Annotated in this window: 21 protein-coding genes; 9 read left to right on the forward strand and 12 right to left on the reverse strand. The window is 56.9% G+C overall.

All coding sequences use genetic code 11. The features are described 5' to 3' along the window. Positions 1–32: 32 nt before the first annotated feature. A complete protein-coding gene (locus LB515_RS02335) occupies positions 33–572 on the forward strand; it encodes a hypothetical protein (RefSeq protein WP_224706615.1) in 540 nt (179 codons plus the stop codon). 266 nt (positions 573–838) lie between these two features. Then, the gene (locus LB515_RS02340) at positions 839–2,095 is read left to right on the forward strand and encodes a tyrosine-type recombinase/integrase (protein WP_224706616.1); all 1,257 of its coding nucleotides are present in this window, start codon (positions 839–841) and stop codon (positions 2,093–2,095) included. A gap of 198 nt (positions 2,096–2,293) precedes the next feature. On the opposite strand, the gene LB515_RS02345 is transcribed toward LB515_RS02340, so the two are convergent. Next, positions 2,294–2,467 (reverse strand): hypothetical protein, encoded by a 174-nt coding sequence (locus tag LB515_RS02345; RefSeq protein ID WP_224706617.1) that lies wholly within the window; start codon positions 2,465–2,467, stop codon positions 2,294–2,296. Positions 2,468–2,559: 92 nt separating this feature from the next. Here LB515_RS02345 and LB515_RS02350 point away from each other — a divergent pair, with 92 nt between their 5' ends. From LB515_RS02350 to LB515_RS02365, 4 genes are all read left to right on the forward strand, one after another. Continuing rightward, the gene (locus LB515_RS02350; protein ID WP_224706618.1) at positions 2,560–2,814 is read left to right on the forward strand and encodes a hypothetical protein; all 255 of its coding nucleotides are present in this window, start codon (positions 2,560–2,562) and stop codon (positions 2,812–2,814) included. A 196-nt stretch (positions 2,815–3,010) separates the two neighbouring features. Continuing rightward, positions 3,011–3,727: a hypothetical protein gene (locus tag LB515_RS02355; protein ID WP_224706619.1), complete on the forward strand. Its 717-nt coding sequence runs from the start codon at positions 3,011–3,013 to the stop codon at positions 3,725–3,727. A 123-nt stretch (positions 3,728–3,850) separates the two neighbouring features. After that, positions 3,851–4,744, forward strand: a complete 894-nt coding sequence (locus LB515_RS02360; protein WP_224706620.1) for a hypothetical protein — start codon at positions 3,851–3,853, stop codon at positions 4,742–4,744. A 298-nt stretch (positions 4,745–5,042) separates the two neighbouring features. Next, the gene (locus LB515_RS02365; RefSeq protein WP_224706621.1) at positions 5,043–5,510 is read left to right on the forward strand and encodes a hypothetical protein; all 468 of its coding nucleotides are present in this window, start codon (positions 5,043–5,045) and stop codon (positions 5,508–5,510) included. Positions 5,511–5,826: 316 nt separating this feature from the next. On the opposite strand, the gene LB515_RS02370 is transcribed toward LB515_RS02365, so the two are convergent. From LB515_RS02370 to LB515_RS02405, 8 genes are all read right to left on the reverse strand, one after another. Continuing rightward, entirely contained in the window at positions 5,827–9,510 is a 3,684-nt protein-coding gene (locus tag LB515_RS02370; RefSeq protein WP_224706622.1) for an SIR2 family protein, read from the reverse strand. A 483-nt stretch (positions 9,511–9,993) separates the two neighbouring features. Then, positions 9,994–10,605: a hypothetical protein gene (locus tag LB515_RS02375; protein ID WP_224706623.1), complete on the reverse strand. Its 612-nt coding sequence runs from the start codon at positions 10,603–10,605 to the stop codon at positions 9,994–9,996. Next, on the reverse strand, positions 10,598–11,251 hold the full coding sequence (locus tag LB515_RS02380) for a hypothetical protein (RefSeq protein WP_224706624.1): 654 nt from the start codon (positions 11,249–11,251) through the stop codon (positions 10,598–10,600). Before LB515_RS02380 ends, LB515_RS02375 begins: the two co-directional genes overlap by 8 nt. Positions 11,252–11,362: 111 nt before the next feature. Continuing rightward, the gene (locus tag LB515_RS02385) at positions 11,363–12,298 is read right to left on the reverse strand and encodes a hypothetical protein (protein WP_224706625.1); all 936 of its coding nucleotides are present in this window, start codon (positions 12,296–12,298) and stop codon (positions 11,363–11,365) included. Further along, the gene (locus LB515_RS02390; RefSeq protein ID WP_224706626.1) at positions 12,299–13,546 is read right to left on the reverse strand and encodes an MBL fold metallo-hydrolase; all 1,248 of its coding nucleotides are present in this window, start codon (positions 13,544–13,546) and stop codon (positions 12,299–12,301) included. Between the two features lie 68 nt (positions 13,547–13,614). After that, positions 13,615–14,262 carry a hypothetical protein gene (locus LB515_RS02395; RefSeq protein WP_224706627.1) on the reverse strand — a complete coding sequence of 216 codons (648 nt, stop codon included), beginning with the start codon at positions 14,260–14,262 and terminating at the stop codon, positions 13,615–13,617. Next, complete coding sequence (locus LB515_RS02400; protein WP_224706628.1) at positions 14,259–15,419, reverse strand: hypothetical protein; 1,161 nt, start codon at positions 15,417–15,419, stop codon at positions 14,259–14,261. The genes LB515_RS02395 and LB515_RS02400 overlap by 4 nt, the downstream gene beginning before the upstream one ends. 237 nt (positions 15,420–15,656) lie before the next feature. After that, positions 15,657–16,652 (reverse strand): helix-turn-helix transcriptional regulator, encoded by a 996-nt coding sequence (locus LB515_RS02405; RefSeq protein WP_224706629.1) that lies wholly within the window; start codon positions 16,650–16,652, stop codon positions 15,657–15,659. A gap of 78 nt (positions 16,653–16,730) precedes the next feature. Here LB515_RS02405 and LB515_RS02410 point away from each other — a divergent pair, with 78 nt between their 5' ends. From LB515_RS02410 to rmuC, 3 genes are read left to right on the forward strand one after another with little or no spacing between them, the layout of a single operon-like run. Beyond that, the gene (locus LB515_RS02410; protein ID WP_224706630.1) at positions 16,731–20,093 is read left to right on the forward strand and encodes a TM0106 family RecB-like putative nuclease; all 3,363 of its coding nucleotides are present in this window, start codon (positions 16,731–16,733) and stop codon (positions 20,091–20,093) included. A 58-nt stretch (positions 20,094–20,151) separates the two neighbouring features. After that, positions 20,152–20,415 carry a DUF4258 domain-containing protein gene (locus LB515_RS02415; RefSeq protein ID WP_224706631.1) on the forward strand — a complete coding sequence of 88 codons (264 nt, stop codon included), beginning with the start codon at positions 20,152–20,154 and terminating at the stop codon, positions 20,413–20,415. 47 nt (positions 20,416–20,462) lie between these two features. Further along, on the forward strand, positions 20,463–21,974 hold the full coding sequence (gene rmuC, locus LB515_RS02420; protein WP_224706632.1) for a DNA recombination protein RmuC: 1,512 nt from the start codon (positions 20,463–20,465) through the stop codon (positions 21,972–21,974). A gap of 43 nt (positions 21,975–22,017) precedes the next feature. On the opposite strand, the gene LB515_RS02425 is transcribed toward rmuC, so the two are convergent. Genes LB515_RS02425 through LB515_RS02435 form a run of 3 tightly spaced genes read right to left on the reverse strand, consistent with a single transcriptional unit; the run spans position 22,018 to position 24,250 of the window. Next, positions 22,018–22,821 carry a hypothetical protein gene (locus tag LB515_RS02425; RefSeq protein WP_224706633.1) on the reverse strand — a complete coding sequence of 268 codons (804 nt, stop codon included), beginning with the start codon at positions 22,819–22,821 and terminating at the stop codon, positions 22,018–22,020. 32 nt (positions 22,822–22,853) lie between these two features. Continuing rightward, positions 22,854–23,471 carry a hypothetical protein gene (locus tag LB515_RS02430; RefSeq protein ID WP_224706634.1) on the reverse strand — a complete coding sequence of 206 codons (618 nt, stop codon included), beginning with the start codon at positions 23,469–23,471 and terminating at the stop codon, positions 22,854–22,856. A 47-nt stretch (positions 23,472–23,518) separates the two neighbouring features. Next, positions 23,519–24,250, reverse strand: a complete 732-nt coding sequence (locus LB515_RS02435; RefSeq protein WP_224706635.1) for a hypothetical protein — start codon at positions 24,248–24,250, stop codon at positions 23,519–23,521. Positions 24,251–24,387 lie beyond the last annotated feature (137 nt).

Consider the following 24,387-nt stretch of genomic DNA (forward strand, 5'->3'; position numbering starts at 1 on the left):
TGCCGGCGTGCAACCAAACCGGGAGACAATTCGTGTCAAAAGCTTTTCACGTCTCGATCCGAACGATGCTGGCCTTCATATGTCTGGCCGGGCTGGTCGCCGTGGCGTCCGCCCTTTTCCCCGCCACTGCCTCGGCGCAGCAACTGCGGCGATGCGCCAATGAAGGCGGCATATGCCGCTTGCCCTACCCCACCCAAGTGGTCTACGGCGCCCGGGGCCGAACCACCGCTCGGTTTTTCGACCGTCGGTCCGTGCCCTGCTCGAATCGCCTTTTTGGCGACCCTGCTCCCGGCCGCGAAAAGGCCTGTTATTTCGTGGCGCGCGGTGGCGGCTATGGCGATGACGACGACTACGGGGACGACGATTACGGCTCACGCCCCTACCGTGGCGAATGGGTCGCCTGCGCCAGGGAGGGTGAGTTCTGCGATTTCAGCGGCCGCGCGATGGTCAGATACGGCGCACGCGGCCAGTACACGCAGGATGTTTTCAGGAACGGCGTCAGATGCGGCAACGACGCCTTTGGCGATGACCCCGCTCCTGGCGCTCACAAGCGCTGCTACGTCAGGCAGTAGCCGTGCCTGAACCCGGCGCGCAATAAGGTGACGGCCCCAGCAAGGGCCGTCGCCGCATTCTGCTTCAGCTTGTCCGGCAGGCTGGTGGGCGATGACGGGCTCGAACCGCCGACATCTTCGGTGTAAACGAAGAGGACTGGTTACTCTACGCTCCCTCCGCCTCCCCTGTGATACTGTTTTCATTCAGTTATTTCATGCCGCGCTACCTTGTGGCCCCCGCTATTTCCCGCGATACTAGTTGCTAGTTTGTAGCTAGGGGGGCAATCATGGCCATCACGAAGACGGATGTAGACACACTGCCCGGGAACTCCGTCCTCTGGGACTCGGGAAAGGGAAGCGTTGTCGGTTTCGGTGTTCGTAAACAGCGGCGCGATGCGGTGTTCGTGATCAAATACGCGATCGACGGCCGCCAGCGGTGGTATACGATCGGACGGTTTGGATCTCCGTGGACTGTCGACCAGGCGCGCCAAGAGGCCAAAAGGCTTTTTGGTCAGGTCGCATCCGGAGTCGATCCTGGCCAAGCCAAACGCGATGCCAAAGACGCAACGCCTGTACTTTCGGTTTCGGACCTTTGCGACCGGTATATGGAAGTGGCAAACGCGGGTGCCATTCTGACAAGGTTCAATAGGCCCAAGAAAGGCTCTACCCTGCAAATTGATATCGGCCGCATCGAGCGACACATCAAGCCGCTGATCGGCACTACAGCAGTCACTGAGGTCGACGCCAAGGTCGTTAAGCGCCTGATCCAAGACGTTGCCCTGGGCAAGTCGGCAATTGACGTCAAAACAAAGGCAAGAGGTCGAGCAAGGGTTACAGGCGGAGCCGCCACCGCAGCCCGGGTGGCCGACCTTTTGTCCGGAATAATGACGTGGGCCGTCGACGAAGCCATCATTGACAAGAACCCAGTCCATGGCGTCCGACGGTTCCGCAGCGAGGCAAAACAGCGCTTCCTCAACGATGACGAACTAGCTGCGCTGGGAGCCCAACTCCGAAAAGGCAAAGACCAAGCCGACAAAGCCTTTCATCCTTATGCCCTGGTAATTATCGAGCTACTCTGCCTGACTGGCTGCCGATCAAGCGAGATCACCAAACTCGTTTGGTCCGAGTTTGACCTCGACCAGCATTGCCTCCGACTCTCTGATACGAAATCGGGATACAGTTTGCGGGCCATCGGGAGTCCGGCCTCGGACTTAATTAGCAAGCAAGCCGTCGTTGAGTCGTCTCCCTTCGTGTTCCCTGGCGCCAAGGGGATTTCAAACTACCAAGGACTGAACAAAGAAGTCCCGCGCCTCTTCGCATCCGCAGCGCTGGTAGGCGTGACATGTCATGTCCTCCGTCACACATTCGCATCGGTCGCTTCAGGATTGGGGTATTCGGATTCCACAATTGCCGGACTACTCGGTCACAAAGGTCGCGGAGTAACCTCTCGATACATTCATCGGCCAGACGCTGCGCTAGCATCTGCTGCAGAGGCGGTGGCAGCTGAAATTTCAAAAAAAATGCTGATTGAGATTCAGCGCTGACGCGGTTTGCGCGAAATTTGTGTCTGCGCAAATTTATCAATCAACTTCCCTAATTCCCGCCGCCGTAAAGACCGCCGTTTCCGCCTCGATGAAAATGAATCGCACGAATGTGAACCCGCGCGGAATTTAGCAGACAAAGAAAACTTGGCATGGAAAATTTGGAGCGCGCGATTCCGCGATGACTCACATCGTGTGCATTTATGCGCGCGCGAATTTCTGCGCGTGACGTCGACGATTTTCGCCGCCGTAAAGACCGCCGTTTTCATGGGATGGAAAATCAATCGCGCGAACTTCGACGCGCGCGGAATTTAGCAAACAACGAAAATTGAAATCCAAACTTGGTGCGCGCAATTCCGCGATGACCCGCGTCATGTGCATTTATGCGCGCGCGAATTTCCGAGCGTGATTTCGACGATTTTCGCCGCCGTAAAGGACGTGTGCACTCGAACAAAGGAGTACACGTTGTGCAGCAAACTCAATCCAAAAAGGCTGAGATCGACGCAGCTGAAAATGCGTTGTCCGATCGCCTGATTGACGAGAAAGCACTGGCAGTTCGTTGGGGCGTTTCAACGAGGACGCTACAGAACAAACGCGTCGCCGGAAATGGAATCCCATTTCTGAAAATCAGCTCATCCGTGAGATATCGCATGAGCGATGTGATCGCATTCGAGAACGCCGCAATGCGTTTATCGACATCAGACTTTTCGGACGCAAATTGATCAGCATTCACATCAGGTATGTCGGTCACTGAGCCGCACACGCGCGTCCGCACTGCAACGCGCAATTCGCTTCAGCGATAGCTCAGTCCGACAGCAATTCCACCCATCGTAAATAATCACATCGAACGACATTCGCTCGTTCGGCGATCTCCAACTTTTGTCAAAAAGTCACCAACATCAACGAAAGGAAACTGCCGTGAAATCACGTCAGAAGGTAATCAGTCTCGCGCCGATCAACGCGGAAGCAAACTTCGCAAGGTCCGTCTTTGGGACCTCAAAAAATGCTCGAAACGAGGACGATATTCAGAAGCTTGGCAAACGCCTGAAAAAGCAGGACGGCGTCGCGAATGTGCTGATCAAGTTTCGGTCAGAGTTCAACGCACTCTCGCATGCATATCATGACCACGTCAGGGGATCGACGGTTGCCGTTTACGCGGCGGCACGATTCCTCGTCGAGGACAAATCGTCATGGGCCGAGTTTTGTCGGCACCCCGAGTGGCAAGACTGGAAGCGACTCGCACCACGTGCAGGTCACCCAGAAGACGCACTGCGCGCCGCCGCCAGGATCGCTGTTGGATTTGGCGGCAAAGGAGCAACTAGACGGGCCAGCCGCCTCTACCGGCTTCTGGAGCCGTTTTTCGCCCGCAATACCTCCCCGCGAAAAGTTGCGTCCATCATCAATGACGGCGGCTTAAAGCGCTTAGCTGAGGTGGGTGCGACGTTGAAAAAAGGAAAAAAGGGAGCGCCGAAATCAGCAAAGACTCCGAACTGCCGGTTTGCGCTGAAGAACCAGAAGATGGCGAAGAAAATCGCGGCAATGACCCCAGGCACAAAATTCAGGTTGTCTGCTAAGGCGAAAAAAGCAAAAGGCGGCGCGATCGAAATTAGAATTTACAACTTCAAAGCGACATAAAGGTGTTGTAATACACTAATTACATAACATGTATAATATTGGTAATATAGCTATATGTATCTATAAACCGTAGTTACTGTTTATATGATTATATAGCTATTATTTTTTTGTAAGGCATCCGCAATGAAACGAGAGCCGATTCTAACCGAGCGCGTTTTTATCAAAACACATGATAAAATCGATGAGGCCATCACCAAGAAACTTCTTACCCCGCGAGGCAAAGAGCTTCTGAACCTCGACTTGCGCGATGCGATGCTCGAAAGGGAGGCCAAACAGTTATACGCCATCAACAAAAGGTCCCGTATCGCCTTCGCCAAATCCATGCATAGGACCTTCAAGCGCCTGATCCACAGAAAGGCCAAGAAGGCTGCGTATCATTTCGTCACCTTGGCGCCCGCAAAGTTCGCTATCCCGATCTCGCAAGCCTCAGACATGGATGTCGCGCGCATAGTCAAATGGGCCAGGCGTCACCTTCGGAAATGTCACTTCATCGCCTGTGTAGAGGCTGCAATCTATCCGAACCTTGCGAAGGCGGGCATCGCCCGAGAGATAATGGTCTCTTGGCACGTTCACGCCATCGTCTGGGGGGCCAAACGCGAAGCCGTTAAAGAGCGCGTGGACAAAGTCACCAACCGATGCCCCTCTCTCCTTCCAGGCGTACCGGCAGGCCACGTTGCGACCTTCACCGCTGACGAAATCCTTGGGCGGGTCTGGTACTCGCTCAAAGCCCCATGCTCTGAGAACAACGTCTACCCTAGGAAGACAGAGCATTTCGATTGGAAGACCGGGGAGATTATCACGGTCCCGACGGGGTGGTTCGAGCAGAAGAAACGAGAGATCCGCCCGGGTAATGCCGTTCGGATGGTTGGGGTCATGGGAACTCGAACGATCCCTGACCTAGTCTTCGCCGGCGGTAAGGGTACGGCGCTTCTGGAATGGGCTGAAAAGGCCGCCAGACGCAAATTGGAGAAGGAAGATCGGGAAACCGAGACACGCCTCGCCCGGCTCTTCAAGTAGCTCGTACGTTCGTTCCGCGGCTGGGCCAAAGTCGTAGTGGTTATGACCGCCCATCACGTTGATCGGACGCTGTTAGCCCCAGTTCGATCGGAGACAGCCTCCCCAATTGGAAGGGCGTTGGTGAGTGCACGACCCCGACACGAAAGAATCCTGCCGTAAAGGACTGATGACCAACCGACACGACCGGCGGAAGACAACGATCGCTTCCTCCATCCTTTAGCTGTCACCGCGTTGGTTGCACGAGGACCAGGTTAAAACCTGCGTGCCCTCCCCACCCTCACAACCTATGGAGACTACCATGCCGAGTGTCGTTCGGACCCGTCCTGACATCACTACCAAGAGCGCTTTGATCGATTGGTTATCCCACGAGATCAAGCGAAGGGATCGACAGAAGGAGGTACCCGTCGCGTTCGTCAATTATTTCAACTATCTGGTGCGGCGTTTCAAGAAAGAGGATTTCATCGAGAACGGTGAAGGCTGGTTCGATGAGATCTACAATCTCGTTTTCTGTGCGGTCGTCGATGAGAACGGAGCAACGCAGCTCTGCAACGAGGATGTCACAGCTGCGATCGCTGACACCCTTTCGCGCGCGATGAACAACCACGGGCAGGTCTCAGCAGCAGATTTTGTCGCGTTGCTGGTGAATCTGTCAGGCCTCAATTGGCTAGATGTAGACCGGACTGACAGGACCATAAGGATCACCAGCACGCGTCAGTTCCTGGCACAGTGGGGGTTCAAGATCGACGTAGCATTGCCACGATGTTAGCGGCCTGAGCCCATCGCGGTTTAGCAGATCGAGTCCCGTCGCCCCGATAGGACAACTGTGGCGGCGGGGCGTCGATCCAGGTAAGGTGCAGAAAGCGACCTTGTCGTCTTTGGGGCCGTAAGCTGCCCCATCCGCCTTTCTACAGCAGGCTCCTAAAGCGGACATTGGACACTTTCGCACTCACCACGTTGATACCGTGCGAAGCAGAGATGCGAGCAAACTATCGGCGAATTCGATCCACGCAGGGCGCATTCGGATGCAGAGAAAAGACCATGTTCGCTTAACAGCTGTCTGTCTCGATGCCGTCAATTTCGCTTCAGTCAGCACGCCGCATCTGCCGCAGGCGCCAGAATGCAGGCTCCGATGCAATGTCGGGATCGGCTGCGAGCAACCGTTCGATGACCTCGCCGATATCGCGCGGTGGCGGCGCAGAACGATCAAGAATGGAGCTGATCAGCAGCAGCGAGGCGCGCGGCTGTTGTGTCAGGAGATCCACCTCATCCTCAAGCCCAAGCCCATAGCGCAGCTCGTATCGTTGGATCGGGCAGACCAGGTCAAGAATTGTGGGAACCGCGCGTTCGAAGGCCTCACCGGCCAGCGCGGGCAGGCGCGCAAGGTTTTCCGACACCTCGGATGTCCGGGCCGATACGTCGTTCGGCCAATAATCGCGCAAGAAAGGCACAATGGACGCATCCCAAAAGGCCGCTTTCGCATCCGCATCCTTCTTGTCGCGGAGCAGAGAGCCAAGCTCCCACGCTATGCGAGAGAGCACGTTATTGGGCATACGGGTCAGCGTCTGCCGGCACTCCAACCCGGTCAAATCGAAGCCGCCTTGTCCTTCGATGATCGCGAAGGCAGCGCCGATCAACGCGCCTGAGAGATGCTCTTGGATCGCTTCGTCAGTGCGCTCATGCTCGAGCGCGTGGAAAATCGCCGGCTTCAGGAGATTGAACAACTCGGCATATCGCGGCGCGACGGAGCGCGCGACCACGCTCATCAGATCGATCGCATCGTCGTTCTGCTCAAGTAGGCCTGGTAACAGGTTGGCGTCGACCCAAGCTGGTGCGATCGTGCGAAGGAACGCCAGTTGCTGCAGGAGGGCACCGCGTGCGATCAGTCCGGCCCGCCCCGCTAGCTTTGCCAACATATCGAAACGCCCTGCAAGCGCCAAGGCAATGCCGCTGCCAGGTGCAAGGTGCATCTCGTCGAGCATGCTGACGAGGCTGTCGGCGATGATACCTAACGGGTGTGAGAACACCAACTCGGATAGGGGGGAGTCGCGCTCGTCCTGTTCTTGAGCGGCGGCGACGGGTGCCAACTGGTCCCATAGCGCAAGGACCTGTGGGAAGAGGAGATCGTCAATCGAATGCGCGTGGCGCTCGATGATACGGGCAAGTTGGTGTGTGACGGGAGCAAGCGCGTCGCTTTGCACTTGCGCGAGGACTTGCAAGACATTGTTTAAAGGCGGGCATGTCTCTGGCGCATGCTCGGCCTCGGGGGAAGCGTAGAGGCTCAGGAAGGGCTGCCAGCGATGCGACGGGAACTGCCCTTTAACCTGCGCATCCCGGAGCGCTGCAAAGGCACGGACGGGCTCGTTTCGGGCGAATACGCTCCACAAGTCGGCCTGCTCAATGCGATCGTTGGTCTCGAACGCTTCAGCGCTCTCGAGTAGTTGGGAATCGCTGACTTCATCGAGTACCCGAATGTCGGCCGAATAGCCCGATCCTGACCAGCTCGGATTGTAAAGATGGGCGAAGATTGGCATCTGGCGGGGCAAGTCGGGAAAGGCGCGATAGTAGCCATTCAGCCGCCGGCTCGCTTCGCGAGACAGTCGGCCGCCCGCTGTCCGGATACGAACGAGCTCGCGCGTGGTGTAGAGCGCCCGCGCATGATCTCGGCGTCTGCGCCTCGCGATCCGCTGGATGATTTCGGGGAGCATGCCGGCCAAAATCGCACGCTCGATTGCATGTCGTGTCTGCGGCGCGAGGTTATTCCAACGCTTGCAATAGAAGCGCACAACCTCGGGGTTATTGTCAGACTGCCAGTATCGTCTTCGGTTCGTGTCGAGCAGATAACGTTCAACTAGGACAGCCGAAGCGCTGTCCCCTTCGCTCGCAGTCCAAGCTGCGAGCCGCTTGAAGATCAGTGGGTCGCGTTCGATCCAGACTGTCGCAATCCGGCTCGCGCGTCGCGCGTCGCGGCCAGCCAGCCGTCGCCATAGCCCAGTCATCATGCGAACGAGCGGCGCGAAGTGGTCGTTATGGGCGTCAGGCTCATTAAGCCGCCAACTACTCTTGTGTCGATCATTTGGATCGACGAGCCCTTCGTCGGCCTCGGGCGCATGAACCAGTGCAAGGTCGAAAGACATCAGGTCGCCATCCGCCTGAACCAGCCCGACGTCGCTCCCGAGTTCCATCGCTTCACACAGGCTGCGATCGAGCGCGAGGAGCAAGCGTTCTTCGGCTCGCACGTCCGGTGGCCAGCGGTCTAGGTGGCGACGCCAATCGCGGTCGCTAGCCCGAAAGCTGAACTGGGCCAGGTCGTGAACATTGGTAGGCTCGGCTTCGGGTTCGTCCGTCTCTGGCCAGTGAAACTTACGCTCGACCCGCAACCGAGGTTCGATTAGGCCTGCAAGCTCTTGAATGCGGTTGGTGGTGACCGCCGTGCCGTCACGCATCCTGCCGTATGGACTGGGTGCTGTTCGCAGATTTGCTTGGACGTAAAGCAGCCAGAAGCGCTGATAAGGTTCGGGCAAGGGATGCTGTTGGGAGCGCAGCAAAATGTCGACCGCGCGGGCGATCCGTGGCTTGATGGACTCGCCAGCAGCAGCCGCGTAGCGCGCTGCATCCGCCGATCGCAGTCGGTCTCGGAACCAAGCAATCAACGTCCAACTTTCATTGGCATCGGGCGGCAAGATTTCCTCAATCCACGCGGGATCATTACTTTGCACCGCGGCAACCGTCACGCTGGAAACTTCCTTGGTCAGATAGGCGAAGGTCGCCCGATCCTCCGCCGTCGCATCCTTCCGGCTGACAGCGGCTATACGTGCAAGCTGCCTCTGGGGCCATTCCAGGGGCTCGCGCGCTAGCTGAGCCCAAGCGTCCAGCGTGCGATACAAGCCACCATGATCATGATTGGGCGCGTGATAGACTAGAGGTTGCACCCCCTTTCCGCGCCATGCCTCACGCAAGGTTCCCGCATCGTTGGCGGTGTCGCCGACGAGCGCAAACGCTGGCTTCAGGTCCGGAAAGTTGAGACGCCCTTCCTCAGTCGCCTCAAGCATGTAGCGCATCGGCGGGTCGTCCGCGGAGTAGCCCACAAGCACGAGTGTGTACCGTCGCAGGAGATCGTACACGAAGCGCGAGGCCCAGCCGCTGCGCATGTAAGCTTCGCCGAAGTTTGCCGAGGTTAACACGAGATCGGTTTCGCCGAGACCATAGCGACGGTCGCCGACCCGGCCGTGGAGATGAAGCACGCCGCTGAAGTCGTGTGAGCCAACTGCCGGCATACCCTGTCCGGCACTGCTGGATAGATGCTGGCCGGTGCGTCGCCACCATGCTCGTTCGAAGAGCGTGTCGAAATTTGTAGTAATGATCCGCGGTCGACCATCGGTTGCGCGGGAGAGATCGAGCAAGTCGGTATGCGCGGCGACGCGAGCTCTCGGACCCGGCTGAAGTAAGCTTGCGACGGCTTCTCGAACCCTGTTGTGCGGCTGTCGCCAATCGGCGCCGCGATACACCAAACGTTGTTCTAGAAGCCCGATCAGCCGATCGTACTGCCCGTCCCGGCGTGCCTCCAACTCCGCCCGACTAGCAAGACTGCCCGGAGCGCCGGGTATCGCTTGCCCAAGGCGAGCATAGACGAGATCAGCGAGCTCGCCAAAAAGTGGAAGCCCGGCAGCCTTGGAAACCCCGGCGCCGACGATGAATAGCAAGTTTCCTGCTCGCTGCGCGCGCAGCAGGGAAATGGGAACGTCCGGCCCTCTATCGTCAAACTGCATGGCGGTTTGATAGGTTTGTCTGGTCCATCGCGAGTGAATCCTTTCCGCTTGCGGAGGTGTTGACCATGTTCATGCTTAAACGGCGACACTCCGCAAACACAAGATTGAACATTTGAGCGGTCGCTAGATCTTAGACGACTGATAGCAACGAGAATTAGAGACCGGTCAAATAAAAATGAATGAGATTGGCGATTTTTGAACCGCCGCGTAGTGGTGCAGGTCGGGGGAACACTCAGCATGTTCGCGAGAGTATCGTCCCAGACAGCGTTGGCCGCCTTGGCCTGGGAAAATGAGCGCTTCCGGCACTCTGCTTGGCGATCGAGAGCGACCAAAACGAGGCGCAAAGCTGCTGTTTCACCTCGGGAGGTTCCACCTAGTTCGAGCCAGTGGCGTGGCCTGCAAATCCTAGGGAGCGACTAATAGTGTGAAATGGGTATTTCACACTGAAAAGTCCCTTGCTGCCGACCCCTTGTCTGACGAAGGCTACAGACAAAGCGCGCGTTGGATAACGTCGTGCCACGCCTTCGGCGAGTATCCGGTCGATGGGTGCTGCATCCGCACTGCGCGCATAGATGGATTTCGGGGCAGATCGATCCACTCGCCGGCGAACGACCATGGGTGTCCATCGTATTCAGGATAGTGGTTCCTGATTATCCATGGAAAAAGCTCGTAACCCCAGACCAACAGCACTTGGGGGTTCGTCGCTTGAAGCACATCCTCGAAGGCGGCCTTGCCGTCCTGAAACTGCTCGGGGGTAGGCCTGTTGGATCGAGGCGTTTTGGCGAGCAATTTTGGGATGTAGTTATACAGGGCTAGTGAGCTCCAGACTTCAAATTCGCCCCGCTTGCCATCGCACTCGAGTTCTTCACGACTCTTGCCAGATACGGCCCATGCGACGTTGTCAAAGGTCCGGACCCAGCGCTCACCGGGCGGCCTCGATCGGTAGAGCCTCATCGCATCAGCAGTCATCTCAGGAACTTTGCTGCCTACCGGATGTTCGCCTGCATAGTGCGATTCACCGACACAGAGCACCCGTCTTCCGCCCACGATGTTGTCGGCAGCACCAAATCGTTCCCCCACCCACGGCTCAAACATTGTCGTCCCCATCCTCCTTGATTTCAAAGGGCAGCAGTTTGTGCGTCCATCCGGCTAGCATGGCTCCTAGCACAGCTCCAACGATAGCGTGCGGAGGATCATACGCGCTGTGTGCATGGACGACCTTACGCTGACTATCGATGAGACAAACGCGATAATCCGTTCCCCAATTGACGTTGTCCTCCTCGTTGATCGTAAGGCGGAGGTAAGAGCCGAAGACTCGATCCTTGAATTTCAAGGCGTCGTCCACTTTCGCGGTGAAGTGAGGGATCAATTCGAGGCGGGGGCTTTCTATGAATTCACCGTCGGGGCGGAAGTAGCCGTGACGTCCCATTTCGACAACATGGATGCCGTCGTCCTCAACATAGTCGACTTCGAATATATGCGTTTCGCTGACCCAGTCTTCATGGACAGCGGGCAGCAGTTCTCGCAACTTGAGTTCCGCATCAAGTGCATCCGGAGGCAAAGCGCTCAACGTCACATCATTGTTCATGACGGCGCCCCGCCGAACGGGGCGAGGGTCGATGGCTCTAAAAAGGTCTGCGTCATAGTCGCGACTGGCGTAGTCAACCCCTACCAGGGGCAATAGACCCGCGAGCTTGATAATGGTCGATCGCGGGATTTCTCTGTGTTCAACGTGGGCCATAGGTTCTCCTTGGTCTTGCCAAGCCAGAACCTTTCTTGAGCGCCTAATTCAGCCTTTGCTCCGCGAAAAAATCTTGCCGAAGCTACATCTATGGTGGCGTATGAGTGCTGGTCACTGGAGTTCACCACTGTCCAAGAGCGCCTGGAACTCTCGCAGACCCACGACGCATTTGCTGTGCAGAGCGTAGCCAGCGAACCTTGCAACGAAAAACCGCAGCTCGAAATCGACCGGCTCTTCAATGGAACCGATCAACCTGCGAAGGATGACGCTGTTTGGGTTTGTGTTCCCAAGAATAATTACGACCTCCGGTTTGCCTGATACCGTAACTCCGTCAAATGTCCTGGCACGATTGAATCTCAACAAGCCGAGTTGATCCAACTGACGAAATTGGTTCTCAATCATATTATTCAGGTTCTTGCGTTTTTCCTCGTCGTGGAGAGCTTTGCTTAAGTCGTTAAGATGTTTCTTCAATCCTGATTTTCCGTCCAGAGCGGTATCTCCGTACTTCATCTCTATGAAGACTGGACCACATTTTCTTCCTGTCTTTTTGTCCTTGGCCAACCATCTAAGGCCAACCATATCAAACCGCCCGGAACCAGCGCCGCCATCGTATTCGATGTCCGTTATGAAGTATTCGGTTCCATTCGCATTTCGCGAACGGTTATTTTCCCATGCAACAAGCTGCTGGAATTCGCGTTCCAACTTGGGATATTTGGCACGGTGGCCGTTCATGATCTCCTTGAGATGTGGAAAAGACTTCAGCCAAAGCTGGCAGTCTGCCTCCGCTCCAATCGACTTAGGCAATTGTTCGAGCAACGCCAAGTGCTCAGGGAAGGCATTCTTTCCGGCGTAATTCTCGTCAAACGTCGCTCGGTAGCCACTGTGGTTCTTCGCAATTCTCATAATATTGCCGCCTCTGTAGTAAATATTAATCGACGTTCCTCTCAGAGCAAGCATGAGGGTGTCGTCCACGCGCACACGCTCTGTTAGATGTCGAAGAATCCCGTCCTTCAAATCGTGAAGAAAATCTTCCGAAACCGCCCTCATTCAAATCTGCTCCCACTGGCCATCTTCTGTTGGTGTGACATTGTCGAACAAGCTGTCGAACCGATCCGGAAAGAAGGTGTGGATCGGTATGAGCCTGCCCGGGTTGACCGCCTTGGCGTATCGCTGGAGATCCTGGGTATCGGCGTGGCCTGAGGTATGGATCGTCTCCATCGGAACGCCCAAATCGCGGCACTTCTGCGTAAACCTGATGCCCGATTCCTGGGCGAGATACCCATCCCATTGAGACCAGATTGCCCGCGCCCCGTTCAGCGCCCCAAAGTCACTTAGATCGCCCAGCATCCAGGGTCTGACGATCATCACCGACCTGCTGGCTTCCGTCGGCAGCTTCTCGGGGAATATTCGCCGTCCTTTATAACCGTCGACGACATGGGCGATTTCGTTCTGCACCAAAAGCCGTCGCTGGTACTTTGGAATATACACTTTCACATCGTCCCAGCCTTCGGCGGGCTTGGGGATGGAAGCAGTATCCGTCGCTCTCAGGACTTCTGCCCCATAGGCGTCAACAATCAGTTGGCGACCGGAGCGCTTGGCCGCCCGGTACACACTGACAACGCGATCGATGTTCTGGACCGAGCATGCTACCAACACCATGCCTGTCGTCTGGCTCATTGAATTGAGCAATCGGTTCTCGATCTGGCCTTCTGTCTCAAACCGGTCGCTTTCAGCGAGCCGACCAAGGCTCGATCCCTCCATCAGCATCACGTCGACGGAATTTGGTGGATTTGCCACAAAGCGCTCGAATAGGGCGGCCTTTCGGCCGTGTCCTCTTATGTCACCGGAATAGAGCAGCCGTTTGCCCCCAGCCTCGATCAGGAGACTGTAGGCGTCGAAACCCGAATGATCCATCAGGTATGGCGTAACCTTGAAATGGCCAATGCGGAAAGGCTTACGATCGCTATACACTGCGGCGCGTTCTGGAGCATAACCGCCAGGAACGAACGGCTGTGCAGCTCGCATGATCGACAAGGTCTTGCCGCCGACATAGACGTCGATCGGCTGTGATAGTTTCGGAAGAAGGCCCCAGTGATCTCGGTGGCCATGACTAAGAACAATCCCCAGCAGCCCGTCATCAGGTTCTTGCAGGCCATTGATAGCTGGCAGGGCTGCGCTTTCGAATTCGAGGTCGAGTGGGAGTCCCAAGTCCAGCAAGATCCTGTGACCGTCCTGCTCCAGTTCGACGCAGCTTCCTCCGATTTCCTTACTGCCGCGATGGATACAGAGCTTCATTCTGGCTCAGGCCCCCAGCCCAAATCTAGCCCCTCGGCTTGGAACCACGCTCCTCGGCCTCATGTTGGCTATTTAACGCCCGAATAGCTCACCATTCGGCCGTCCTGGTCTAAATCGATGAAGGCCCGCTTTCCGCGCCGCCCAACAGCCATGAAAACGAGACGGTCCGGGTGGGCCTCCAGAAAGCGCAATGATTGGTCATAGGCGTCATAGTGAGTGATGTCGTCCCCATCGGTTTCTCGAAAGCCGTTTTCCTTCAGGAACCGTTCATTGAATTTGGCAACGGCGATCGCCTTCAGCCGTCTGGGTCGCTGGCAAACCCCAACGACGACACCGATCCCAGCGATGGTCGCGGTCACCATGAATCCGCCGAATAGCGCAAGAGGGAGGGGACTATCAGCATTACCATGATTGACGAAAAGGAGGACCATGAACATCAAGAGCGCGGCAGCACAAAAGCCCGCCACGATCAAAAGGAGACTTCCAAGAAGGGTCACGAAGATAGTCCCGAATATCCCTCGATCATGTCCTCGGACGAGCCCCCGTCCGCCGATGAACGGGCAAAAAACCGCGGCAGCAAGGACCGCGATCAACTCGGCGTTCTTCCTTGTTTTCTTGTAGATGTCCCTGCCGAACGCGAATCCGAAACCCGCGACAGCTGTCCCACCAACCCCCGCCGCTACCAACGCCAGTCGTGAACGCCCGTTCACACTCATGTGCCCGCCCTCTTACGGATAACTAAGCTGAATGAGGTTCGCATCAAAGAAAACACGAACCACAGAGCGCCGGCGACCCAACTAATCGCCGCAATCAGAATCGATACGACCAAATAAACCAGTTCCCCGAGCTTGATCGCGCGTTTACCCAACACTCTCACGACCGCAGAGGTTTTTTCACCCATATCCCTTGCCAGTGATCGGAACCGGTAGAGCTCCTTGGCATCATCGGCATTTTCCAGCGCACGAAATGTCGCCTTGATTCCGCCGGTCGAGCATATTTCGGTTGCGGAGCTCGCAAGCAAACCGACCTCAGCAATCACCTCTTCGCGAACGGCGCCCCTAAAGGCGTCCTTTGCGGCCGTCATGTCGACTGGCATCATTTCTGAGATGAGTCTTCTGAATCCCGAGAAGTCGCCCTTTGCGACGCGCTGCCAGTCGATTTCGCTGAGCGTCGCGCGAACGGCGGCTGCTGAAGGGGCATTGAATGTGGGCAGGGATATACGGGAAAGTCCTCGTTTCAAGCCTTCCAGATCGACCAGCCGAGTCGACATAATACCGAGGCGTCGGATCAAAGCTTCGGACAGCCTTCCAGCTTTGTTGGCACTCTTCAGCAGCGAAAGCCCGATGTCTATCGCTCCGGTACCCGGAGCATTCGTCGCCAGACCAAGCAGGGAAAGGCCGAGGGTGAGCTTGTCATAGCCCTCTCCCCGGATCAGAAGGTTGCCTTGAACGACTGCATCGCGGACATCGCCGACACCGACGTAATCGGCCGCCAGCACGCCTCCGATGGACGCCGGAGTCGTCACTTGCCCGGTAGTCACGCCATCTAGGAAATCTTTGATATTTCGTAGCCCGTATCCAAGGGAGCTTTCGCGTGTCCGCTCAACCAGATCCGCCGGCAATTCGCGTCCGTTGTCATGGGCTAGCTCCACCAAGCTTTGGGCTTCAGAAACATCGCCCTCTTCGAGCGCTTGCTCGACGTAGTCGTCAGCGGAAAGGCGACTCAGCCGATATTGTGAGATCGAGAACGGATCCCAAAAATTAAATGCCAGCTCCAGCGCGGCGAATTGGTTTGACGAGAAGAAGGCAACAAGTGTTGCGGTCAGCACTACCCCACTCATTGCCCGTCCACCCAGACGAACGATACGGAACATGCCCTTCGCACCCCGCCAGAGGTCTCTTTTTACCATCTCAACAATTCACTCGGGGATATCGCCAGGACATTCTCAGTGTGAAACTGGAATTTCACCCTGAGGCGATGGCCGTGCGGGTTAGCAGCTCTCATACACCATCAGTTCAACGCTCCTTGATAGCCAGGCATCCGGCTGGCGATATTGTCCGACATCCAAGTGACAAAACCTGTCACTGGACAGTGACGGTCGGTCTGCTTCCTAAGGAAGCGAAGGGAAATCCGGCCGCCGATGGTTCCGCACCATCTCACGTAGGGCCAACGGAGCAATCACCTCGACCTTGTCGCCCCACATGTACAGATGCCAACACATCTCGAGAAGACCGGCGGCATGGAAGCGAACCATTAGTGACCCGTCGGGCAATTCTTCTAACATTTGGCCTGGATGAAACAGGAAGCTCCGGGCATGGGAGGCCGCTTCCGGCGCAAATCGCCACACGACTTCGGCGAATTCGCTATCATTCTGAAAAGCCCCGAAGGCCTTATCAGCATGTCGATGAATATCGAAACTGGGATCCCGCTCGAAAATTTCGCCGGTCAGTTGAGCAGCCTCGATCTTCTCGGCGAGATAGTGACGAAACGGTCCTGCTGGGTCGGATTTCGGCTTGGCGATCAGATAGCGCCTGATGCCAATCAGCACGCCATAGGGCTCCACGATGCGTTCCGTTGGCTCGGTCGACTGCCGGGATTGATAGACAATCCGCAGCCGTTCCGAGGCTTTCAGAGCGGTCGCAATCGTCGCGGCGATCGGCGGCGCGATGCGTGAAACCGGACCCGGGCGCGCTGCAAGACCGAGCGCCTCGAGCAATGCGTCGTGATCGGTTTCCAGACGTGCCAAACGCTTGCGCGGGACAAGCGCAACAATTTTCTCGCGCAAAGATTTGAGCTGTTCAGCTTCTGCACCCTGAGCACTCCGTTCCAGAATCTCGATCGAAAGGTCCAGCGCCGCCAATTCGTCAGGAGTCAGGGTGATGAGATCGCGCAGCGCACCGCTCTCCAAGCGCCACCGCTTCCTTCCCTCATCGTCGAAGAAGACCTCCGTATCGGGAAACTGGATTTCGAGGGTGTGAAGAATGCGTTGCGCGGTTCGCTTGGAAACCTGAAGCTGATCGATCACGTCGCCAAGCGTCACGCCCGTCCGGCGCGCAGCCACAAAGGTTGCGAGCCCGATAAGCTCCTGTGCCTTTTCGAATGACATGCCTTGGCCACCCCCGGTGTCAGCTATTGTCATGACCATTGCTTACGGTTTTATTATCCGTGGCTTGGGGGTGTGGGTATGAAACTTGAAGGTGGGAAGATCCTGCTTTCCGCATCCGATCTGATGCGGTTCATGGGATGTCAGCACGCCACCGCGATGGACCTTCGCTACGCCAGGGGAGAGCCTCTGGTGCCGGCGGAGGATTCCGAGGACGCGCAGCTTCTCCAGAAGTATGGTGATCAGCACGAGGCGAGCTATCTCGCCAAATTGCGCAATGACGGCCAGCAGGTTCTCGAATTCAACCGTGATATCGCTTTACCGGTCGCGGCAGAACTCACGCGCGAAAAGCTCTTCGATGGCGCCGGCGTCATTTTTCAGGGAGCTTTCTTTGACGCGCCCTGGGGAGGCTGGTCGGATTTCCTCATTAGGGTGGAGCGGCCTTCATTGCTGGGCCCGTTTTCCTACGAGGTCATCGACACCAAGCTGAAGCGCAAACCCGATCCCAAGCACATACTCCAGCTCGTCCTGTATTCTGACCTTCTGGCGCGGCTGCAGGGCACTGAACCGGAGCAGGCGCATCTTGAGCTTGGCAACGGCGAACGCTTTTCATTTCACCTGAACGAATACGCGGCCTATGCAAGGCATGCGCGCGAGCGGCTCGAAGGGTTTGTCGCCGACGCGCCGGACACCTCACCTGACCCGGTGAGGATGTGTAATCTCTGCCGCTGGCGCGAGCACTGCAAAGCGCATTGGGGGGAGACCGACAGCCTGGCGCTCGTAGCTGGTATATCCAGAACCCAACGAGACAAGCTGACGGCCGCGGGCGTGACCACGATGACCGCTCTCGGGCAGTTCGACAAGCGCGTTCCCAAGCTCGCCGACGACACTCTTGCCAGGCTGAAGATACAGGCCCGCCTTCAAACGGATCGGCGTGCGGGCGGTCCACCCGCTTTCGAGCTGAAGGTCTTCGATTCACAGCGCGGACTGGCCCTACTCCCCCGGCCGGATCGGGGTGACCTCTTCTATGACATCGAGGGCGACCCATTCTACGAAGGCGGCCTGGAATATCTCCACGGCCTCTGGTTCGAGGACGACGGGACTGGTGTCTTCAAGGATTTCTGGGGCCACGACCGGGCGGAAGAAAAGGAAGCCCTGCGCCAGCTGATGGCGTTCTTCGAGGTACGGCTACGTCGATACCCCAGCGCGCACATCTACCATTATGCAGACTATGAAGTCGCCGCACTGCGACGGCTCACCGGCATTCATGGGATCGGTGAATCACTGCTTGACCAGATGCTGCGAGAATGCCGTTTCGTCGACCTTTATCGAGTGGTTTCCGGGGGCATCATCGTCTCGGAGCCGCGATACTCACTGAAAAACCTCGAGGTCTTCTACATGGAAGAGCGTACAGGAGAGGTAAAGACCGCGGGCGGTAGCGTCGTGGCCTACGAGGGATGGCGAGAAAGCGGTGACCAGCACATCCTCGACGAGATCCGTGACTACAACCGGATCGACTGCATCTCGACCCAGAAGCTGCGGGACTGGCTCATTGCTGCCGTACGTCCAGCCGATATGCCCTGGCGAGCAGAAAAGGTGATTGCCGATGAGAAGGTCTTCGATCTTGAAAAAGTCAATGTTGAACAGTCTTCTGCTGACGAGTTGCGCGATAGATTGACTCCTGTACGGCAGCAATTCGGCGACTCTTTTGCCGATCTGCTCTTTGACCTAAGTTATTTTCACCGGCGCGAACGGAAACCGGCCTGGTGGTCGGTTTTCGACAAGATGGGTCGGGAGCCAGAAAGGCTCGTTGATGATCTGGATTGCCTTGGCGCGCTAGAGGCCACGTCGTCGGCCAAAAGCAACGGCAATCACTGGGTACGCACCTATCGTTTCCCGGAACAGGAAAGCAAGCTTCAGTCGGGAGACTGCCACATCGAGTTGAACGGAGCCCCCGCTCCGGCTTCTGCTGAGATCGACCTCGCCCAGAACACGGCCGAGGTTCGTTTTCCCAAGAAATGGTTCGATGGCGCCCCAGCAGCAATCTCACTTGTTCCTCCGGGTCCGCTAAGAACCGATGCCATAGAGGGGGCCGTGGATCGGGTGGTGGACTCCATCATTCGTTATGATCGGCAATACCCAGCCATCCTTGACCTGCTGCACCGATCAAAGCCTCGCTTCCGCGCCGGCAACAGGACAGCAAGCATAGTCAATCCGGACCGGGACCTTGTTCAGGAAGCTGTCGCCGCCATTGTTGACATGGATGGGACCACCCTAGTGATCCAGGGGCCGCCAGGGACGGGCAAGACCTACGTCAGCTCGCGCGCCATCCTGGACCTGGTCGGGCGCGGCAAGCGCATCGCAGTCGCTTCGAACAGCCACAAAGCAATCGACAATCTTCTTTTTGCGGTCGCGGACGGGGCAGCCGAACTCAAGAGGCCGGTCAGCATCGCGAAGAAGAATGGCCACGCCGGCGATGAAGGCTACAACCGATCCATCTATGTTGCGACGAGCAACAATGACCGGCAGCTCTTCTCGGCATCCGTGGTGGGCGGAACAGCCTGGCTTCTCGCCAGGCCCGACTTCGAACAGACCTTCGACTATCTGTTTGTCGATGAAGCTGGCCAGGTTTCGCTTGCGAACCTCATCGCCATGGGCACATGCGCGAAGAACATCGTCCTTGTGGGTGACCCGATGCAGCTGCCGCAACCCGTGCAAGGCGCACATCCAGACGAGAGCGGTCTCTCAGCGCTCGAATATCGGCTTGCCGGCCACAACACGGTTCCCCCTGACGTTGGCATTTTCCTGCCTGTCACGCGTAGGTTGCATCCCGACCTCTGCCGGTTCATTTCCGACACGGTTTATGATGGCAGACTGAGATCAAACGAGCATGCAGCCAGGCAGGCGATTGTCGTCGAAGAACCCGCTTCGGGCGTTCGCCTTTGCGAAATCGTGCACACTGGCAACAGGCAAACCTCTCCAGAAGAAATAGAAGCGATCAACCACGAGATGTCGCGTCTGGTGGGAAACGTATTTCGCGACCGCGACGGACGGCAACGGCGAATAACACTCGATGACCTCCTGGTCGTGGCGCCCTACAACGCGCAGGTTAACGCCCTTAAAAGGGTCCTTCCCGCAGGGGCTCGTGTCGGAACCGTGGACAAATTCCAGGGCCAGGAGGCGCCCGTCTGCCTGATCTCGATGACGAGTTCATCGTACGAGGAAATCCCGCGCGGGGTTGATTTCCTGTTCAGCTTGAACCGGATCAACGTCGCAGTCTCGCGCGCGCAAGTGTTGGCGCTGGTTTTTGCGAGTCCGAAGCTCCTCGATATCCCCTGCAGCAACATTCACGAAATGCGGCTTGTGAATACGTTGTGCGCGTTGAGGCAATATGGCCGCGCTCAAAGCGAGCTTCAGACAAAAACGGCCTGGCATACGGCATGACAGGAAATGGCACCCCAGCCCCTTACCTTCTAGACATCGAAGGAAGGAGGAATAACCGATGTTCACCCGCCATGCCCAAACGCGTTGCCAACAAAGAGGCGTCCGGGCCGACGTCATCGACGCCATTCTCGCCTACGGATGCCGCCGCCGTCGTCGTGGCGCAGATGTCTATTTCATGGACCACCAGGCGAAGGCGCGCGCCAGGACCGAACTGGGGTGCCAGTACGCCAAGCTCTCAGATCGACTCGACACGTATCTCGTGATGAGCGACGGCGGGGAAATGATCACCGCAGCAAAAAGGCTTGGGCGACTCAAGTTCTAGCATTTAAAATTCCGGACGGCAGGTTGTAACTGTTGGGGGGTGTTACCGTGTACAATATAGATGTTCCTTTGCTCGCAGCCATAGCATCCGCCTTGGCCTGCGTCCTTTCCCTGATTGCCCTCTTCTATCTCGGCATAAGGATCAATCACCTCAAAGGCTTCGCCTTGGAGCCGAGCCAATTCGAGCAAGGAATTGAGAAGCTGCAATCTGCGTCCCGTGAGGACAGTCGCAATGGCCGAGAGGAATTGCACCAGATACTAGCCCGGTTTCTTCAGTTGGTTGAAAGCCGCCTGGCAACTCTGGGGACCCAGCAAAATGAACAGCTCGGGGCACTGAGAAAGGAAGCGAGCGACGGCCGGACGGCGTTGGAGACCGGCCTAAAGCAGAGCACCGATGCGTTTTCAGACATTCAGGCAAGGCGGCTTGGCGAGACAAACCAAGCCATGAAGGAGTTGGCCGAGCGCCTCGAAAAAGCGCACGTCGAAGCTCGGAGAGATCAAAAGGACGGCCTGGAGGCCGTGGCCACGCAGATCAAGTCGCTGACAGACTCAAACGAGAAAAAGCAGGAGTCCATCCGCGAGGCGCTAAACTCAAATCTGGAACATTTGCGAAAGGAGAACGAAGCGAAGCTCGAGCAGATGCGGCTGACGGTTGACGAAAAACTGCAAGGCACGCTTGAGACCCGACTCGGCGAATCGTTCAAGATCGTGAGCGACCGGCTGGAGCTCGTCCACAAAGGCCTGGGCGAGATGCAAACCCTGGCAACGGGCGTGGGCGACCTGAAGCGGGTACTCACCAACGTGAAATCTCGTGGGGGATGGGGCGAGATGCAGCTGGAAATGATCCTGCAGGATCTGCTCACCGTCGACCAGTACGCAAAGAATGTCCGCATCAACCCCGACTCCAACGAAGTTGTCGAGTTTGCAATCCGGCTCCCGGGCAAGAACGATGATGCTCCGGTCTATCTGCCGATCGATGCAAAGTTCCCGCAAGAAGACTATGAGCGGCTACTGGCGGCCCAGGACGTGGGAACACCGGTCGAAATAGAGGCTGCCGGCCTAGGTCTCGAGCGCGCCATTCGACTCCAGGCCAAAACGATTTCAGATAAGTATCTGCACCCGCCCCATTCAACGGATTTCGCGATCATGTATCTTCCAACGGAAGGGCTTTTCGCGGAGGCCATTCGGCGCCCCGGCCTCGGCGCAGACATCCAGAGCAAATACCGTGTGGTTCTGACCGGCCCCACCACGCTCGCCGCGCTACTGACGAGCCTACAGATGGGCTTTCGCACACTGGCGATCGAGAAGCGATCTAGCGAAGTCTGGCAGGTGCTTGGCGCCGCCAAGGCTGAATTCCGCAAATACGGAGAAGTCTGGAACAAGCTCGGCAAACAGCTCGATACCGCCAAGAGAACGGTCGAGGATGCCGGCCGCCGCACCAGAGCGTTGGAGCGCAAGCTTCGCGACGTCGAGACGGTGGAGCTGCCGGATTTCCACTCGGAGCTTTATGACGGCGCAGAAGAAGAACAAGAGGTAGAACCGTCTGAAGAAACGGCCTGAGGTACCGCTTGTCCGCGAGATGTTCGGCATCGCCGCAGGGCGACTAGCCGCCACCCTCCCCTCCATCGATTTTAAGTATCTCACTGTTTTTACGATAGAATTTGTACAACGCAGAGGCGATTTGCAGAGCCTCCTTTATTTTTTGTTCGCCTAGTTGCGCAAGGGTGGGACCTGGGGCGGAAACCGGCACCGTGATCACTTTGGTGGCGCCCAACGTTAGCACGGATGGTTTTGTCGACGTGGCTTGCGCAAGTGCATTAAGATCCATGTCGGCACTTGGCATCGCAGAAGCTCCCGGCCAAAACGACAAGTCGACCGTTGCCTTGGTAATCTTCCAATCGATCGTAATTTTCGGCGGCAGATCGGCTTTGAAAATAACCCAGTTCGATCCGGCCCCTTTGGACCCCGGCGATTTCATAGCCAATTCTGGGTGCTCTTTGCTCGCGGTCTCATAGATCCGCTTCCACAGCGTGGTCATGTCATCCGGCTCTTGGCCAGCGGCCTGAAACGCGACCTTTGGCGCGATCGATACGTGGGTTACATATCCATCAGGGCCGTTCTGGGGAGTCAAAAGAAAGCGCGGTTCAGCGAGCGCATGATTAATACACCGGGGGTCCATCCGTCTGCGATCTCCATTGAAATCGATGAAAACTGGAATAGCCTCGGAGCCGAGGTGCCATGAGATGTTAATAAGCATATTCTCGAAGAATTGCTGGCGCGCTTGATCCGGTGCCGGTGTCGTCCTTTCAAAGGAATTCGCCGCAAAGGTGTCGGCGCTCCGAACAAACACCTCTTCCCCCTTCGTCCACGGTTCATACTCCAAGGACACGAAAGTCCATTCCGGCACGTTGACCTCCCCAGGCGACTAGGCGAGCCTCATCATTCAGGGACGTAAGCCCTTTTCCAACGTGAATACGGGATCTCTTTCGGCGCCATGTCGTCACGCCACCAAAAGCCCCTCGCCTCATCATTCCAGATGGGCTGACCTTCGCTCCGCAGCCGATCTATAGCCGAACGCACTGGCTTTTCGTCAGCATCGAGCAAAGACATCAATGTTTCCACCGTAACCGTTCCCCGGGCCTTTAAGGCTTCCAAGACGCGCGACTTGAGTTCCTTCTGATCCTGTTGTCCGGTCACCCTCTCCTGTTGCCGCTGCGCGATGGTGACGTGAGTGACAAAACCGTTGGGTCCATCTGTCGGTGGGGCGAGGAAAGCGGGTGGCGCGAGTGCATGACCAATGCAACCTTTATCCATCCGCCTTCTGTCTCCGTTGAAATCGATGAATACCGGAATAGTATCTGATCCCAAATGCCACGCGATGGTTTGCAGTTTTTCCTCGAAGAATCTTTGACGACGCTGATCGGACGCGCGGCTGATTTTCCCAAACGAATTTGCCCTGAAAGTGCTGGCACTTTTCACGAAAACCTCTGTGCCGGCCCTATCCGGATCGCTATAGAGCAGCTCGTAGTCCAAAGAGATAAACGTCCATTCTGGCATCAATCTCACCACCATCCACTAAACGACCCTCGCATTGAGCTAGCGGCCTAGCTCTCTGCCTTAGCCAAACGCCAAGCCGCTCGAATGAACGGCTTGACATATTCAGCATCCTCCTTGCCGAGGATTCTGAACTCATCCTTCACCACCCAACCGTGGCTGTCGGGAATTCTGTGAATTGCGCCTCGTGGATCGGCTAGTCCCGTGTCGATCAATCGAACCAGAATCGCGTTCCGCTGAACCTTGATCTCCAGGAAGCCTCGCCTGGTTCCGGGAACTGTGTACGCAATCCGCTGCGCCGGTGTCACGGCCTCGCCTTCATGGAGGCAGCCATCTATCTCAAGGATATGCTGCCGCAGTTGGCGCAGAATTGGTTGTAGTCGCGCATCTGTATAGGCGACATGATCCTTGAACGAAATCGATGGCCTCGCGTCTATCTTCCCGGCCGATGGCATCAGCGAACTGATCGCTACGTGGGTCAGGTAACCCTCGGGGCCGTCCTGGAGAGGACCCAAAAATGAAGAGGCAAGCGCATGCCCGACGCAATCCCAGTCCATCCGCCGCTCTTCGCCGTTGAAATCGACAAAGACCGGCACCTCATAAGTCCCCAGATGCCATGCGATCGCAACCAGCTTATCTTGGAAGAAATTCTGGCGCTCCTTGTCTGGCGCGCGGACGATCTTGATCGAATTGACGGATACCGTATCAGCGCTTGCGACAAAGACTTCCTTCTCTCCACCCCATCTCTCATAGCCCAGGGCAACGAAAGTCCACTGTGGCATCGAAACACCCCCTCCCCGTCAACTCCGATAAGTTGAGGGAAACCTCATCATACGGTTGACGTCGAACGGATCAAATCGGCAAATTCACCTGCTTTTGTTCTGAAAGCTATTCCTGTTTGGAGGATCAATGACAGCGG

This window comes from Mesorhizobium sp. CA15, from assembly GCF_020165215.1.
In the GTDB taxonomy this organism is placed as follows: Bacteria; Pseudomonadota; Alphaproteobacteria; order Rhizobiales; family Rhizobiaceae; genus Mesorhizobium.

Excerpts from the sequence above, each read along its gene's own strand:
- LB515_RS02395 (WP_224706627.1), bottom strand. The coding sequence starts at position 14,262 with ATGAGTGTGAACGGGCGTTCACGACTGGCGTTGGTAGCGGCGGGGGTT.
- LB515_RS02380 (WP_224706624.1), bottom strand. The coding sequence starts at position 11,251 with ATGGCCCACGTTGAACACAGAGAAATCCCGCGATCGACCATTATCAAG.
- LB515_RS02415 (WP_224706631.1), top strand. The coding sequence starts at position 20,152 with ATGTTCACCCGCCATGCCCAAACGCGTTGCCAACAAAGAGGCGTCCGG.
- LB515_RS02345 (WP_224706617.1), bottom strand. The coding sequence starts at position 2,467 with ATGACGCGGGTCATCGCGGAATTGCGCGCACCAAGTTTGGATTTCAAT.
- LB515_RS02410 (WP_224706630.1), top strand. The coding sequence starts at position 16,731 with ATGAAACTTGAAGGTGGGAAGATCCTGCTTTCCGCATCCGATCTGATG.
- LB515_RS02375 (WP_224706623.1), bottom strand. The coding sequence starts at position 10,605 with ATGTTTGAGCCGTGGGTGGGGGAACGATTTGGTGCTGCCGACAACATC.
- LB515_RS02430 (WP_224706634.1), bottom strand. The coding sequence starts at position 23,471 with ATGCCAGAATGGACGTTTATCTCTTTGGACTACGAGCTGCTCTATAGC.
- LB515_RS02370 (WP_224706622.1), bottom strand. The coding sequence starts at position 9,510 with ATGCAGTTTGACGATAGAGGGCCGGACGTTCCCATTTCCCTGCTGCGC.
- LB515_RS02360 (WP_224706620.1), top strand. The coding sequence starts at position 3,851 with ATGAAACGAGAGCCGATTCTAACCGAGCGCGTTTTTATCAAAACACAT.
- LB515_RS02405 (WP_224706629.1), bottom strand. The coding sequence starts at position 16,652 with ATGTCATTCGAAAAGGCACAGGAGCTTATCGGGCTCGCAACCTTTGTG.
- LB515_RS02365 (WP_224706621.1), top strand. The coding sequence starts at position 5,043 with ATGCCGAGTGTCGTTCGGACCCGTCCTGACATCACTACCAAGAGCGCT.
- LB515_RS02390 (WP_224706626.1), bottom strand. The coding sequence starts at position 13,546 with ATGAAGCTCTGTATCCATCGCGGCAGTAAGGAAATCGGAGGAAGCTGC.
- LB515_RS02435 (WP_224706635.1), bottom strand. The coding sequence starts at position 24,250 with ATGCCACAGTGGACTTTCGTTGCCCTGGGCTATGAGAGATGGGGTGGA.
- LB515_RS02340 (WP_224706616.1), top strand. The coding sequence starts at position 839 with ATGGCCATCACGAAGACGGATGTAGACACACTGCCCGGGAACTCCGTC.
- LB515_RS02400 (WP_224706628.1), bottom strand. The coding sequence starts at position 15,419 with ATGTTCCGTATCGTTCGTCTGGGTGGACGGGCAATGAGTGGGGTAGTG.
- LB515_RS02385 (WP_224706625.1), bottom strand. The coding sequence starts at position 12,298 with ATGAGGGCGGTTTCGGAAGATTTTCTTCACGATTTGAAGGACGGGATT.